The 13549-nt window shown below is 72.4% G+C and carries 12 protein-coding genes; 6 read left to right on the top strand and 6 right to left on the bottom strand.

The annotated features are described in order from the left end of the window. Positions 1 to 106 precede the first annotated feature (106 nt). From ACIHAA_RS06740 to ACIHAA_RS06725, 4 genes are all read left to right on the top strand, one after another. Complete coding sequence (locus tag ACIHAA_RS06740) at positions 107 to 1426, top strand: ABC transporter substrate-binding protein (protein WP_399813928.1); 1320 nt, start codon at positions 107 to 109, stop codon at positions 1424 to 1426. After that, the gene (locus ACIHAA_RS06735) at positions 1423 to 2457 is read left to right on the top strand and encodes a carbohydrate ABC transporter permease (protein ID WP_399813927.1); all 1035 of its coding nucleotides are present in this window, start codon (positions 1423 to 1425) and stop codon (positions 2455 to 2457) included. The genes ACIHAA_RS06740 and ACIHAA_RS06735 overlap by 4 nt, the downstream gene beginning before the upstream one ends. An 80-nt stretch (positions 2458 to 2537) precedes the next feature. Beyond that, on the top strand, positions 2538 to 3368 hold the full coding sequence (locus ACIHAA_RS06730; RefSeq protein ID WP_399814521.1) for a carbohydrate ABC transporter permease: 831 nt from the start codon (positions 2538 to 2540) through the stop codon (positions 3366 to 3368). A gap of 70 nt (positions 3369 to 3438) precedes the next feature. Beyond that, positions 3439 to 4866 carry a GH1 family beta-glucosidase gene (locus tag ACIHAA_RS06725; RefSeq protein WP_399813925.1) on the top strand — a complete coding sequence of 476 codons (1428 nt, stop codon included), beginning with the start codon at positions 3439 to 3441 and terminating at the stop codon, positions 4864 to 4866. Between the two features lie 95 nt (positions 4867 to 4961). Here ACIHAA_RS06725 and ACIHAA_RS06720 read toward each other — a convergent pair whose 3' ends face one another. The 3 genes from ACIHAA_RS06720 to ACIHAA_RS06710 form a co-directional block, all read right to left on the bottom strand. After that, positions 4962 to 6449 (bottom strand): cellulose binding domain-containing protein, encoded by a 1488-nt coding sequence (locus ACIHAA_RS06720; RefSeq protein WP_399813924.1) that lies wholly within the window; start codon positions 6447 to 6449, stop codon positions 4962 to 4964. 108 nt (positions 6450 to 6557) lie between these two features. Further along, positions 6558 to 7961 (bottom strand): sensor histidine kinase, encoded by a 1404-nt coding sequence (locus tag ACIHAA_RS06715; protein ID WP_399813923.1) that lies wholly within the window; start codon positions 7959 to 7961, stop codon positions 6558 to 6560. Beyond that, entirely contained in the window at positions 7958 to 8662 is a 705-nt protein-coding gene (locus ACIHAA_RS06710) for a response regulator transcription factor (RefSeq protein WP_399813921.1), read from the bottom strand. The genes ACIHAA_RS06715 and ACIHAA_RS06710 overlap by 4 nt, the downstream gene beginning before the upstream one ends. A 130-nt stretch (positions 8663 to 8792) precedes the next feature. On the opposite strand from ACIHAA_RS06710, the gene ACIHAA_RS06705 reads away from it, so the two are divergent. Continuing rightward, positions 8793 to 9353 (top strand): hypothetical protein, encoded by a 561-nt coding sequence (locus ACIHAA_RS06705; RefSeq protein ID WP_399813919.1) that lies wholly within the window; start codon positions 8793 to 8795, stop codon positions 9351 to 9353. 115 nt (positions 9354 to 9468) lie between these two features. Here the strand turns inward: ACIHAA_RS06705 and ACIHAA_RS06700 are convergent, their stop codons facing one another. Continuing rightward, entirely contained in the window at positions 9469 to 10344 is an 876-nt protein-coding gene (locus ACIHAA_RS06700) for a spermidine synthase (protein WP_399813918.1), read from the bottom strand. A gap of 85 nt (positions 10345 to 10429) precedes the next feature. Next, entirely contained in the window at positions 10430 to 10864 is a 435-nt protein-coding gene (locus tag ACIHAA_RS06695; protein WP_399813917.1) for a hypothetical protein, read from the bottom strand. A 299-nt stretch (positions 10865 to 11163) separates the two neighbouring features. Between ACIHAA_RS06695 and ACIHAA_RS06690 the strand changes: the two genes are divergently transcribed. After that, positions 11164 to 12636, top strand: coding sequence for a hypothetical protein (locus ACIHAA_RS06690; RefSeq protein WP_399813915.1), 1473 nt, complete (start codon positions 11164 to 11166; stop codon positions 12634 to 12636). A 95-nt stretch (positions 12637 to 12731) separates the two neighbouring features. On the opposite strand, the gene ACIHAA_RS06685 is transcribed toward ACIHAA_RS06690, so the two are convergent. After that, a complete protein-coding gene (locus ACIHAA_RS06685) occupies positions 12732 to 13328 on the bottom strand; it encodes a histidine phosphatase family protein (protein ID WP_399813913.1) in 597 nt (198 codons plus the stop codon). Positions 13329 to 13549: the final 221 nt, after the last annotated feature.

Genomic DNA, 13549 nt, shown 5'->3' with positions numbered 1-13549 from the left:
GACACCTACACATCCCGCACGTTCCCCGTCCGAGCCGCAGCGAACAAGTACGGCTTCAGTCAGTGCAGTTGGCCGGGGGCGGCACGTCAGGCAACAGGAGGACGCAATGCGTACGAGTACCCGCCGGTCCCCTCGACTGGTGGCCTTCGCGGCCGTCGCCGCGCTCGCCGCGGGGCTGCTGGCCGGCTGCGCCAACGACTCGGACGACGGCTCGTCGGACACCAGCGGCGGCGGCCACGGCAGAACCACCCTGACCGTGGGAACGTTCGGCGTCTTCGGCTACCAGCAGGCCGGTCTCTACGACGAGTACATGAAGCTGCACCCCGACATCACCATCAAGGAGAACGTCACCACCCGCACCGACGTCTACTGGCCGAAGGTTCTCACTCGCCTCCAGGCGGGCGCGGGCACGGACGATGTGCAGGCCATCGAGGTCGGCAACATCACCGAGGCGGTGCAGACCCAGGCGGACAAGTTCGTGGACCTCGGCAAGGAGGCCGACACCTCCCAGTGGCTGGGCTGGAAGCTGGCGCAGGCCACCACCAAGGACGGCAAGACCATCGGACTGGGCACCGACATCGGCCCGATGGCGGTCTGCTACCGCAAGGACCTCTTCCAGAAGGCCGGTCTGGAGACGGACCGCACCAAGCTCGCCGCGCTCTGGCACGGCGACTGGGCCAAGTATGTCGACCTCGGCAAGCAGTACATGAAGAAGGCACCCAGGGGCACCAAGTTCGTGGACTCGGCCGCCTCGGTCTACAACGCGGTGGTGGGCGGCGCGAGCGAGCGCAACTACGACAAGGACGGCAAGGTCGTCTGGGACACCTCCCCGGGGGTGAAGCAGGCCTGGGACGTCGCCATGACCGCGGCCACCAGCGATATGTCGGCCAAGCTGAAGCAGTTCGACCCGACCTGGGACCAGGGCTTCGCCAACGGCACCTTCGCCACGGTCGCCTGCCCTGCCTGGATGATCGGCTACATCGAGCAGAAGTCCGGTGACTCCGGCAAGGGCAAGTGGGACGTGGCGGCGGCCCCGACCGCCTCCAACTGGGGCGGCTCCTTCCTCGGCGTGCCGACGGCGGGCAAACACCGCAAGGAGGCCATCGCGCTGGCGAAGTGGCTGACCGCGCCCGAGCAGCAGGCGAAGGTCTTCGCCAAGCAGGCCAGCTTCCCGTCGACCCCGTCGGCGTACCCGGATCTGAAGCCGCAGGCCGACACCACCGCCTACTTCTCCGGCGCGCCGCTCACCCAGATCTTCTCCGACTCGGCCAGGACCATCCCCTCGCAGCCCCTCGGCCCCAAGGACAAGCCGATCGACGGCGCGATCTCCGACGTCGGCATCCTCCAGGTGGAGCAGAAGGGCAGGACCCCGGCCCAGGGCTGGGCCGCGGCCGCCGCGGAGATCAAGGACGTGCTGGGCCGGTGACCGGCTCCCAGGAGGCTCTCGCGCAGCATGCGTCGAGCGCCGGGGCCGCACCCGGCAACCAGCCGGGCGCGGCCCGGGGCGGGCACGGGCGCGGCACGCCGCCGACCGGCGGCGGTACCGGCTCCTGGCGCAGCAGGCTCTACCGCTGGGACACCAAGGCGTCGCCGTATGTGTTCATCGCCCCGTTCTTCGTGGTCTTCGGCGCGTTCTCGCTGGTGCCGCTGCTCTACACGGCCTGGTACTCGCTCCACGATGTGCAGTTGTCCGCGCTGCACGCCCAGACCTGGGCGGGTCTGGACAACTACCGCAACCTGCTGTCCTCGGAGTTCTTCTGGAACGCGCTGGAGAACACCTTCACCATCGGTGTGATCTCCACGGTGCCGCAGTTGCTTGCGGCGCTGTGGCTGGCGCATCTGCTCCACTACCGGCTGCGCGGCTCGACCGTCTGGCGGGTCGTGATGCTCACCCCCTACGCCACCTCGGTGGCGGCGGCGACGCTGGTCTTCACGCTGCTGTACTCCTGGGACGGCGGCCTGGTCAACTGGCTGCTGCATTTCGTCGGGGTGGGGCCGGTCAACTGGCGTGAGTCGGACTGGGGTTCGCAGTTCGCGGTGTCCTCGATCGTGATCTGGCGGTGGACCGGCTACAACGCGCTGATCTATCTGGCGGCGATGCAGGCGATCCCCAGCGATCTGTACGAGTCGGCGGCGCTGGACGGGGCGGGGCGATGGCAGCAGTTCCGCCATGTGACGGTGCCGATGCTGCGGCCGACCATCCTGTTCACGGTGATCGTCTCCACGATCGGCGCGACACAGCTCTTCGGGGAGCCCCTGCTGTTCGGCGGTGTCAGCGGCTCCAAGGGCGGCTCCGAGCACCAGTACCAGACCCTCGGCCTGTACATGTACGACCAGGGCTGGATCATCGGCAATCTCGGCAAGGCCTCCGCCATCGCCTGGTCGATGTTCCTGATCCTGCTGGTGGTGGCCGTGGTCAACATGCTGCTGACGCGCAGGCTGAGGAGGGACCGATGAGTACCGGTGACCCGGCGTTGACGCAGGTGCCCGCCAAGGGGGCAACCAGGAGCGTCCGGTGGCCGCGGCGGCCCCGGGTGATGGGGGCGGGCAGGCAGCTGGACGCGGGCCCGGTCACCTATGCCGTACTGACCGTCTTCGCGCTGGTCTCGCTGGCCCCGCTGGTGTGGACGGCGGTCGCGGCCTCCCGCACCGACCGGCGGCTTGCCCGGACCCCGCCGCCGCTGTGGTTCGGCGGGAACCTCTTCAAGAACCTCCAGACGGCCTGGGACCAGGCGGGTCTGGGCACCGCGATGTTCAACTCCGTGCTGGTGGCGGCCACCATCACCGCCAGTACGGTGCTGTTCTCCACGCTCGCCGGATTCGCCTTCGCCAAGCTGCGGTTCAAGTTCTCCGGCGCGCTGCTGTTGCTGACCGTCGGCACGATGATGATCCCGCCGCAGCTGGCCGTCGTACCGCTGTATCTGTGGATGTCCGACCTCGGCTGGTCGAACCGGTTGCAGACGGTGGTGCTGCCGACGCTGGTCACCGCCTTCGGCACCTTCTTCATGCGGCAGTACCTGGTGCAGGCGCTGCCCACCGAGCTGATCGAGGCGGCGCGGGTGGACGGAGCGAGCAGCGCACGGGTCGTCTGGCATGTGGTCTTTCCCGCGGCGCGGCCCGCGATGGCCGTGCTGGGGCTGCTGACCTTCGTGTTCGCCTGGAACGACTTCCTGTGGCCGATCATCGCCCTCAACCAGCAGAACCCGACCGTGCAGGTCGCGCTCAACTCGCTGGGCACCGGTTATGTCCCCGACCAGGCGGTGATCATGGCGGGCGCCCTGCTCGGCACGCTGCCGCTGCTGATCGCCTTTCTGCTGTTCGGGAAGCAGATCGTGGGCGGGATCATGCAGGGCGCGATCAAGGGGTGACTTCCCGCCTTCTCTCCTGCTTCCCCTCCCCACGACGTGAGTTGTCCCGACCATCAATGGGAGCGCTTCCATGACCGAGTCCGCGACGCCCGTGACCTTTCCCGCCGACTTCCTCTGGGGCGCGGCGACCTCCGCGTACCAGATCGAGGGCGCGGTGCGGGAGGACGGCCGTACCCCCTCCATCTGGGACACCTTCAGCCATACGCCCGGCCGGACGGCCGACGGCGACACCGGTGACATCGCCGTCGACCACTACCACCGCTACCGCGAGGACGTCGCACTCATGGCCGAACTGGGCCTGACGGCATACCGCTTCTCGGTCTCCTGGTCGCGGGTGCAGCCGACGGGCCGGGGTCCGGCCGTCCAGCGGGGCCTGGACTTCTACCGCCGACTGGTCGACGAACTGCTCGCACACGGCATCAGGCCCGCGATCACCCTCTACCACTGGGACCTGCCGCAGGAGCTGGAGGACGCGGGCGGCTGGCCGGAACGGGACACGGCGTTCCGGTTCGCCGAGTACGCGCGGATCCTGGGCGAGGCGCTGGGCGACCGCGTCGATCAGTGGATCACCTTGAACGAGCCCTGGTGCAGCGCCTTCCTGGGCTACGGCTCGGGGGTGCACGCCCCCGGCCGTACGGACCCGGTGGCCGCCCTGCGCGCCGCCCACCATCTGAATCTGGCCCATGGCCTCGGGACCTCCGCGCTGCGCTCGGTGATGCCGGCCCGCAACTCGGTGGCGGTGAGCCTGAACTCCTCCGTGGTGCGCACGGTGTCGCGGGACCCCGCGGACCTGGCGGCGGCCCGGACGATCGACGACCTGGCGAACGGCGTCTTCCACGGGCCGATGCTGCACGGCGCGTACCCGGAGACCCTGTTCGCGGCGACCTCCTCGGTCACCGACTGGTCGCAGGTGCGGGACGGGGATCTGGAGACCATCCGGCAGCCGTTGGACGCGCTGGGCCTGAACTACTACACCCCGGCCCTGGTGTCCGCGGCCGCTACGGCGGCCCCGGGCGGCCCGCGCGCGGACGGGCACGGCGCGAGCGCCCACTCGCCCTGGCCGGGCGCGGACGACGTGGTCTTCCACCGGACGCCCGGTGAACGCACCGGGATGGGCTGGACCGTCGACCCGACGGGGCTGTACGAGCTGCTCATGCGGTACACCCGGGAGACCCCGGGGCTGCCGCTGTACATCACGGAGAACGGCGCGGCCTACGACGACAAGCAGGATCCCGACGGCCGGGTCCACGACCCGGAGCGGATCGCGTATCTGCACGGGCATCTGTCGGCGGTGCACCGCGCCCTCTCGGACTGCGCCGATGTGCGCGGCTACTACCTGTGGTCCCTGCTGGACAACTTCGAATGGTCGTACGGCTACAGCAAACGGTTCGGGGCGGTCCATGTGGACTACGCGACGCTGGCCCGCACCCCGAAGTCGAGCGCCCGGTGGTACGGCCGGGCGGCCCGCACGGGGACACTGCCGCCGGTGGCCGAGTGACCGTCCGGGGCGCGGCACGAGGAGTGTGCCGCGCCCCGGACACCGCCGGTCCGGGACACCGCCGGTCCGGGGCTGACGGTCCGGAGTCGGGCGGCTTACTGGAAGGCGGCGAAGGCCTTGGAGAAGGCGAACGCCTCCTGGGTGACCGAGCTGCACGTGGGGTCCGCGTAGGACTTGGCGCCGCCGGGGCACTGCTTGTCCCGGGCCGCCGACCACATCGACAGTCCGCCCAGGCCCTTGGACTGGGCGAAGCCGACCAGCTGGGTGGCGTCGTCGACCTTGAAGATCTCGGTGGAGACGTCGTTGACGCCGATCATCGGGGTGACGGCGACCGTCTTCCAGGCGGCGCTGTCGGAGAGCGCCAGCACGCTCTTGATCTGCGCCTGGGTGGCGGTGGCGGCCTGCTCGGCGTAGGCGCCCATGTCGCCGTTGTAGGAGGCGCCGTAGTCCATCGCCATGATGTTGACGGTGGAGATCTTCACACCGTTCTTCTTGGCGTCGGCGAGCAGGTTCACGCCGTCCTGGGTCAGGCCCTCGGGCATGACGGGGAGGGTGAACGAGACGTCCAGGCCGGGGTGCTGACGCTGGAGTGCAGCGATGGCCTGCGCCCGGCGGGTGTTCGCCGCGGTGTTCGGCAGCGCGCCGCCCTCGATGTCGAAGTCGACCTTGGTCAGCTTGTAGGTGTCCACGGCCTTTCCGTACGCCGCCGCGAGCGCGTCCGCGGAGGAGCAGGTGGTCGCCAGCTCCGACCCGGAGGCACCGCCGAAGGAGACCCGGACGTCACCGCCCTTGGCGCGCAGGTCGCCGATCTGGGCGGCCACCGCGTCGCTGCCGATGGCCGTGACACCGCCCCACTTGGGGGTGCAGCCGCCGCCGTCGGTGACAAAGGCCAGGTTGTAGGTCTTGACCCCGGTCGCCTTCGCGGCGGCGAGCAGGTCGAAGGCCGGGTAGAGGGAGGTGTCGACGTACGGGGCGAATCCGGCGCCCGCCGCCGTGCCGCCGCCGGTGGTGCGGGTGGGGGCCGGGGCGGTGGGTGTGGTGGGTGTCGGCTTTGCGCGGGCAGAGGCGGTGGCGGTCGGCCCGGTGGTCGCCGTCGGGGACGGCTTGGGGGTCGTGGACGCGGTGGGGCGGCCGCTGGGCTCCGGGGTCGCGCCGTCGTCCGCCGAGCACTTCGCCCCGTCTATGAGACAGCCGGTCGGGTCGCCCGCTCCGTTCACCACGAAGCCCACGGTCACCGACTCGCCCGCGGCGAGGCCGTCCTTGTCCCAGGCGGGCGGCCGTACGGTGACATGCCGTCCGTCGACCGTCGAGGTGCCGTTCCACAGTGAGCTGAGCTTCGCGCCCGACGGCAGGTCGAACTGGAGCGTCCAGTTGTCCCCGGCCCGGCCGGTGTCGTTGGTGACGACGTACTGCGCGGTGTAGCCCGTCGACCAGGCGCTGGTCTTCGTGTACACGGCGCCGACTCCGGCGGCATGGGCCGTGCCGGTGATCAGGAGCGCTCCGCCGCCCACGACCGAGGCGGCGACCACGCCGCCGATCGCCTTGTTCCGACCGCTGATCCTGCGCCGGTGCGTACTGCTCATCACGTGCCTGCCTTCGCTGTTCACGGGGGGGGTACGGCAGCACGCTAGCGAGCCGGAACCGGTCGAAACCGGCCGTTCCGGGTGGGCGTTGCGGATCTTAGGGCGCGCTTAAGGAAGGGATCGGGGACGATTAAAGGTCGGGGCCTGTCTGCCGGGCCGACGGCGCCGGACCGACCCGCGGTGTCCTCGCCGCACCGGTGCCCGGCCGTCCAGCTGGAACCAGATCCGCACCTCCGTGCCGCCCAGCACCGAGGAGCCGATCCGCACGTCCCCGCCCGTCGACTCCGCGAGCCGCCGCACGATGTCCAGGCCGAGGCCGGTCGAGCCGTCGCTGCCCGAACCGCGGCCGCGAGCCATGGCGGCCTCCGGGTCGGTGATGCCCGGCCCCGCGTCGGAGACCAGCACGATCACCGCGTCCTCGCCGTTGTGCACATCGACCGCGAAGGCCGTGCCCTCCGCGGTGTGCCGGAAGACATTGCCGAGCAGTGCGTCCAGCGCGGCCGCGAGATCGGCGCGGGCCACGGGTATGCGCACCGGCCGCTCGACCCCGGCCACCCGCCACTTGCGGCCCTCGTCCTCCGCCAGCGCCGACCAGAACTCCATCCGCTCCCGGACCACTTCGGCGGCGTCGCACCCGGCGCCCGGTCCCGCCGCGGCGGTCTGCGGCTTGGCCTCCCGTGCCGTGCGGATGATCGTGTCCACCTCGCGCTCCAGCTGGGCCACGGCCGCCCGGGTCTGCTCCGCAGCCGGGCCCTCGCCCAGCGAGGCCGTGTTCAGCCGCAGCACGGTCAGCGGGGTGCGCAGCCGGTGGGACAGATCGGCCGCGAGCTCCCGCTCGTTGGCGAGGAGTTGGACGACCTGGTCGGCCATCGAGTTGAACGCGACCGCCGCCAGGCGCAGTTCGGTCGGGCCCTCCTCGGGAACACGGGCCCCGAGCTTGCCCTCCCCCAGCTTGTGCGCACCCTCCACCAGGCGCTGCGCGGGCTGCACCATGCGCACACCGAGCCGGTCGGCGACCGCCACCGAGCCGATGACCAGCGCGACGCCCACCCCGGCGAGCACCGCCCAGGCCGTGCCGAGGCCATTGGTCACCTCGGACTCCGGCACATACACCTCGACCACGGCGATCGCGCCGGAGCTGAGCGCGGTGGGCTGGAGCAGCGCGGAGCCGCCCGGGACCGCGGCGACGGAGGCGCGGCCCAGCCGCCGGGTGGCCGTGATGTCCTTGTCCGCGGCGCGGCGGCGGCCGATGTCGAGGGCCTTCGTGCCCTCGCCCGCCGGTATGTGCACCGCGATCCCGTCGTCAGAACCCGCCGAGGCCACGACCCGCTCCAGCTGGTCCCGGTCGGTGGTGATGGAGAGCGCGGGCGCGATCGCGGCCGCCTCCCGCTCCGCGTTCGAGAAGGCGCGGTCGCGGGCCATCTCCCGGATGACCAGTCCGAGCGGGACCGCGAAGGCGACCACCACCATCGTGGTCACCGCCAGGCAGACCTTGACCAGGGCCCACCTCATGGTCCCGGCTCCGTCCGCGGCGGTTCCAGCTTCACTCCGACGCCTCTGAGGGTGTGCAGATAGCGGGGTCGGGCCGCGGTCTCGCCCAGCTTCCGCCGCAGCCAGGAGAGATGGACGTCGATGGTCTGGTCGTCCCCGTACGACTGCTGCCACACCTCGGCGAGCAGCTCCCGGCGCGGGACGACCACTCCGGGCCGCCCGGCGAGGAAGGCGAGCAGGTCGAACTCGCGCCGGGTCAGATCCAGCCGGGCGCCGTCGAGTTCGACATGGCGGCGCAGGGGGTCGATGGCGAGGCCGCCGACCCGGATCACCGACGGGGACGCGGTGTCCGCGGCGAGCGCGCGGGAGCGGCGCAGCACCGCCGCGATCCGTGCCGAGAGGTGCTCGACCGAGAACGGCTTGGTCAGATAGTCGTCCGCGCCCGCGTTGAGCAGCCGGACGACCTCCGTCTCGTCGTCGCGCGCGGTGGCGATGATCACCGGTACGTCGGTGATGCCGCGCAGCATCTTCAGTGCCTCGGCCCCGTCCAGATCGGGCAGTCCGAGGTCGAGGATCACGACGTCGAAGGAGAGATGGGCGACCTCGCGCAGCGCCTCGAGCGCCGTCCCGACGCTGCGCACGATGTGCCCGGCGTCGGTCAGGTGCCTGATCAGCGCCGAGCGTACGAACTGGTCGTCCTCGACCACGAGCACACTTGCCATGGGCGGCACCGTACGCCATACGGAGGAGCCCGGCCGTGGCCTGTGGACAACTCCCGCGGACCCCGGGGCCGTACGGAAGTGTGTGCGACTCGTGAGACACGGGTGGGACGCGTGAGGCACTATGGCCGGGATGCTCAGAGGACTCGTACACGTACTGGCCTGGTCGCTCGCCACCGGCGCGGCGGTCACCCTGTCGTGGTGGGGCGTCCACACGGTGATGGCGGGGACCGCCTACGATCCGCCGCGCGCCCTGCCCATCACGGCGGGCGGCGCCACGGCACAGGGCGCGGCGGACCCGCTGGCCTCGTCGACGGGCCGACCCGAGGCGTCGAAGGGTCCGGGCGGGACGACGCCGCCGCGCCCCGGGCCGACCTCCTCCCCGACGGGCGGCACCCGGCACACCCCGTCCACGACCGCCCCGGCGCCGTCGTCGCCCAGCCCGTCCTCCCCTTCCACCGCATCCTCCTCGGGCCGGGTCAAGAGCTACGACACCGATGGCGGACGTGCGGTCTTCGACCTCGGCGGCACCTCCGCGACCCTGGTGTCGGCCACGCCCGGCCCGGGCTGGTCGATGCAGGTGTGGAAGACGGAGTCCTGGATCCGGGTGGAGTTCGCCTCGGGCACCGACCGGGTGTCGGTGTTCTGCACCTGGCACGACGGACCGCCCCGGGTGGAGATCGGGACCTACTGACCGCAGCCCCGGAGCGGCTCAGGGCTGCTCCGGGCGGCTCAGGGCTGCTCCGGGCAGCCCCGGGCGGCTCCGGGCAGCCCCGGAGCGGCTCAGGGCTGCTCCGGGCGGCTGCGGGTCAGCGGAAGACCGACGGCGGCGGTGCCGGTGACGCCACGGCTGCCGCGTCCGTGACCGCCGCCGCGCCGCCGGTGAAGTCATGGAGCGCCCTGCCGTGCTCCACGCGCGCGGGGTGCGGGTCGGAGGCGGCGCGGCGGGTCAGTTCGGCGAGGGGCAGCGGGTGCCCGGAGGCGGCCAGGATCGCGTTGCCGAAGCGCTTGCCGCGCAGCACGGCGGGGTCGGCGAGCAGCGCCAGTTCGGGGAAGACGGCCGCGGCAGTGGAGATCTGGCCGCGCAGATGGGCCAGCGGCGGCCCGTCGGCGAGGTTGGCCGCGTAGAGGCCGCCGTCCTTCAGCGCCCGGCGGATCTCGCCGACGAACTCGACGGAGGTGAGGTGCGCCGGGGTGCGCGCACCGCTGAACACATCCACGATGACCAGGTCCGCCCAGCCGTCCGGCACCTTGGCGAGCCCCTCGCGGGCGTCCGTGGAGCGCACCCGTATCCGGGCGTTAGGGTCCAACGGAAGGGCGCGCCGGACGAGTTGGACGAGTGCCGCGTCGCGTTCGACGACCTGCTGGGTGGAGCGGGGGCGGGTGGCCGCGGTGTAGCGGGCGAGGGTGAAGGCGCCGCCGCCGAGGTGCACGGCCTGCACGGGACGGCCGGGCGGGGCGGCGAGGTCGATGAGGTGCCCGAGGCGCCGCTGGTACTCGAAGGCGAGGTGGGCGGGGTCGTCGAGGTCGACATGCGACTGCGGGGCGCCGTCGATGAGCAGGGTCCAGGCCCGTGGCCGGTCCCGGTCGGGCACCAGCTCGGCGAGCCCGCCGTCGACCGCCTCGACCAGGGCCTCCGCCGCCTGCCCGCGCCGTCCGTTCCGTGACTTCGGTGACCTCCCCATTCCGCCATTATCGGGGGAGGCCGGGGGTGCGGCCGCTCGGGGGCCGGACCCCGAGCAGGGGGGTTTCCGGGCTGTCGGCGCGCGCTTACCGACAGTTGTCCGCGGCCTCGATCAGCCGGGCCGCCTCGCCGAGCGCCTCGCGGAGCACCGCCGGGTCGGTGGCCAGTTCGGCGTCGCCGGGCGGGAGCAGCCAGGCGCGGCCCTCGGACTGGGGCTGCCCGGCGACCAGGCTCAGGCCCTTGCCGTCCGTCTGCGTACAGGTGCTGCCGGGGACGTCCCAGCCGTCCGCGGTGCCCGGCGGGACCAGGAAGCCGAGGGTGTCGCAGCCGCCGTCGTGCAGGACGGGGCCCACGCAGTCGCCCGCGCCGCGGCGGAGGATGTCGACCGCCTCCAGGCCCTGCCGGGCGGGGACGGTCACGAGGTCGGGGGCCCGGTTCGGCGGTGCGCCGCGCTCGGACGCCGGCATGCGGCGCGCGGGCGGCGGCTGTGTTCGGAACTCGGTGCTCTGCCTGGTCTGCATCCCGGCTTCCAACGGAACCCCTCCTCGGCGGTGAGTTGGGTCGGGGCTTCGGGCGGCTCCCGGTCCACCCGGTTCAACGCGGTGAAGCGTCAACGGCAACGGCACAACGCCGCCGATAAGGATGGCAGTTCATGGCAGATCGCGCATGAGATATCCGGTTTGTAGCTAAACCGTGCATGACGGACCCCGCGGGGCAGGTACTTTCTTGCACCGCCGGACACAGGGAGCCAACCAGCACCACACGGACAAGACATCCTGAATCCGGCATGGTTCGACGGTTCGCAAGAGAGGGCCCGGCCATGAGTACGTCCCAGTCCCCCAGGCCGCCGCGGCCGAACCTCGCCTTCCGGCACCTGCGCGGACCGCGCTCGCCGGGCGAGTTCGCCGCGGCGGTGCGGCGCGCCGCGCGCGAGATCGGCGAGCGGGTCAGCTGTGACGCTCGCTACATCGGCCGCGTGGAGGCCGGTGAGATCCGCTGCCCCAACTACGCCTACGAACGAGTGTTCCTGCACATGTTCCCCGGCCACACCCTCGCGGACCTGGGGTTCGCCCCCCGTTCCTCCGTACGCGGCCGCGGGGCGCGCACCGGCGACGAAGCGCCCCCCGGGTGCCCCGGCAGCGTCCCCCATGCTCCCGGTGAGTCCCCGCGGGCGTGTGAGACGTATGAGATGCGGGACACCCGAGCCATCCACGACATGTACGAGTCGTACGGCGGACACCCGCACGACGCACAGAACCACGAGGAGAGCGACGTGCAGCGTCGCGCATTCATGACCGGAGGCGGCGCCGCCGTGGCGGCCGTCTCCCTGGGCCCGGTCGGGCCGACCTCCGGCGGCTCGGCCGCGGCCGCAGAACGGCCCGTCCACCGTGCGGGCACCTCCGAGGCGAGCGCGCTCGAAGACGCCGTACGCAGAATCAGGCTGCTCGACGACCGGCACGGCGCGGACGGCCTCTACCGGCGGGCGACGGCTCCCCTGCGGGCCGCGTACGCGCTGCTCGACGCGGGCACGACCCGGCAGGCGGTCACCGAGCGGCTGTTCGCGGGCGCGGGTGAACTGGCCATCTCCGTCGGCTGGCTGGCGCACGACTCGGGGCGCTTCGACGACGCCCGCTCGCACTACGCGGAGGCGCTGGCCACCTCGCGGATGGCCGGTGATCCGGGCCTGGAGGCGCACGCCTTCTGCAACACGGCGTTCCTCGCCCGGGACGCGGGCCGCCCCCGGGAGGCGGTACGGGCGGCGCAGGCGGCCCAGCGCGCCGCCCGGCCGCTCGGCTCGCACCGGCTGATGTCGCTGCTGGCGCTGCGGGAGGCGGGCGGCTGGGCCGGACTCGCGGACCGGTCGGGCTGCGAACAGGCACTGGTCCGGGCGCAGGCCCTGTTCGACCGGGGGACCTCGGAGGCCGATCCCGAGTGGATGACCTTCTACGGGGAGGCCGAGCTGGAGGGCCTTGAGGCGCAGTGCTGGTCGGCGCTCGGCGACTGGACCCGCGCGGCCCGGCACGCGCGGCGCGCGGCGCACCTCCAGGACCCGCACTTCTCCCGGAACATCGCCCTGTACACCGCGGAGCTGGCCGACGACCTGGCCCGCGGCGGCCGCCCCGACGAGGCGGCCCAGGCGGGCCTGCGCGTCCTGGACCTCCTGGACCAGGTCCAGTCCTCCAGGATCCTGACCATGCTGGCGGGCACCGCGCGGGTGCTGCTCCCGCACCGGCGTGCCTCGGGGGTCTCGGCCTTCCTCGACCGGCACGCGAGCCTGCCGCGGACGGCCTGAGGGACGGCCGGGGGCCCGGGGGCGCGGCTCGGGGAACCCCGGGCGGAGGTCAACCCGGCGCCCCCGCGCGCCCGGGGCCGCCGCCCCCGCGCCCCCTAGAACGCCAGATGCCCGCAGTCGTTCCAGGACTCGATCGCCGGCTCCCCGTAGGCCCAGCCCAGGACCGACAGGGAGGTGGGGTTGAGCCTGATCCGGGCGGCGAAGTCCAGCGGCAGGCCCAGCCAGCGCGCCCCGATGGACCGCAGGATGTGGCCGTGGGCGAAGACCAGGACGTCGCGGTCCGCCTCGCGGGCCCAGGCCACGACCTCGTCCGCGCGCGCCGAGACCGCCGCCAGGCTCTCCCCCTTGGGGACGCCGTCGCGCCAGATCAGCCAGCCCGGGCGGACCGCCTGTATCTCCGCCGGGGTCATCCCCTCGTACGCCCCGTAGTCCCACTCGAGCAGCGCGTCCCAGGTGCTCGCCCGCTCGCCGAACCCGGCCAGCTCGCACGTCTCCCGCGCGCGGACCAGCGGGCTGGTGCGCACCTCGACCCCGGGCAGCCCGTCCAGCGGCGCCCGGTGCAGCCGCTCGCCGAGGAGCTTGGCCCCCCGGCGCCCCTCCTCCAGGAGCGGCACATCCGTCCGGCCGGTGTGCTTGCCGGACAGCGACCACGCCGTCTGTCCATGCCGGGCCAACAGGATGCGCGGTGCCATGAGAGACCTTTCCGGGAGAAATCAAGCGGGAGAAATCGAGAGGGATCAAGAGAAACCAGCAGGGGATCCCTCCATCATCTCCCACCGTGCGGCCGGGCAACCCGGAGGGCGGCCCCTGCGTCTTTGAGGGCCGGGGCGCTCCGCCGGGGTGCCCGAGGACGCCGTAAGGTGGCACGACGGACGGCCGGAGGCCGCCGCGAAGAAGGGGGAGGGCGGATCGG

It is taken from the genome of Streptomyces sp. NPDC052040, assembly GCF_044548405.1.
In the GTDB taxonomy this organism is placed as follows: Bacteria; Actinomycetota; Actinomycetes; order Streptomycetales; family Streptomycetaceae; genus Streptomyces.
The sequence above is the reverse complement of the archived record's forward strand: the minus strand, read 5'-3'. Positions and strand labels throughout refer to the sequence as shown.

Excerpts from the sequence above, each read along its gene's own strand:
- ACIHAA_RS06740 (WP_399813928.1), top strand. The coding sequence starts at position 107 with ATGCGTACGAGTACCCGCCGGTCCCCTCGACTGGTGGCCTTCGCGGCC.
- ACIHAA_RS06730 (WP_399814521.1), top strand. The coding sequence starts at position 2,538 with ATGGGGGCGGGCAGGCAGCTGGACGCGGGCCCGGTCACCTATGCCGTA.
- ACIHAA_RS06725 (WP_399813925.1), top strand. The coding sequence starts at position 3,439 with ATGACCGAGTCCGCGACGCCCGTGACCTTTCCCGCCGACTTCCTCTGG.
- ACIHAA_RS06720 (WP_399813924.1), bottom strand. The coding sequence starts at position 6,449 with ATGAGCAGTACGCACCGGCGCAGGATCAGCGGTCGGAACAAGGCGATC.
- ACIHAA_RS06715 (WP_399813923.1), bottom strand. The coding sequence starts at position 7,961 with ATGAGGTGGGCCCTGGTCAAGGTCTGCCTGGCGGTGACCACGATGGTG.
- ACIHAA_RS06710 (WP_399813921.1), bottom strand. The coding sequence starts at position 8,662 with ATGGCAAGTGTGCTCGTGGTCGAGGACGACCAGTTCGTACGCTCGGCG.
- ACIHAA_RS06705 (WP_399813919.1), top strand. The coding sequence starts at position 8,793 with ATGCTCAGAGGACTCGTACACGTACTGGCCTGGTCGCTCGCCACCGGC.
- ACIHAA_RS06700 (WP_399813918.1), bottom strand. The coding sequence starts at position 10,344 with ATGGGGAGGTCACCGAAGTCACGGAACGGACGGCGCGGGCAGGCGGCG.
- ACIHAA_RS06695 (WP_399813917.1), bottom strand. The coding sequence starts at position 10,864 with ATGCAGACCAGGCAGAGCACCGAGTTCCGAACACAGCCGCCGCCCGCG.
- ACIHAA_RS06690 (WP_399813915.1), top strand. The coding sequence starts at position 11,164 with ATGAGTACGTCCCAGTCCCCCAGGCCGCCGCGGCCGAACCTCGCCTTC.
- ACIHAA_RS06685 (WP_399813913.1), bottom strand. The coding sequence starts at position 13,328 with ATGGCACCGCGCATCCTGTTGGCCCGGCATGGACAGACGGCGTGGTCG.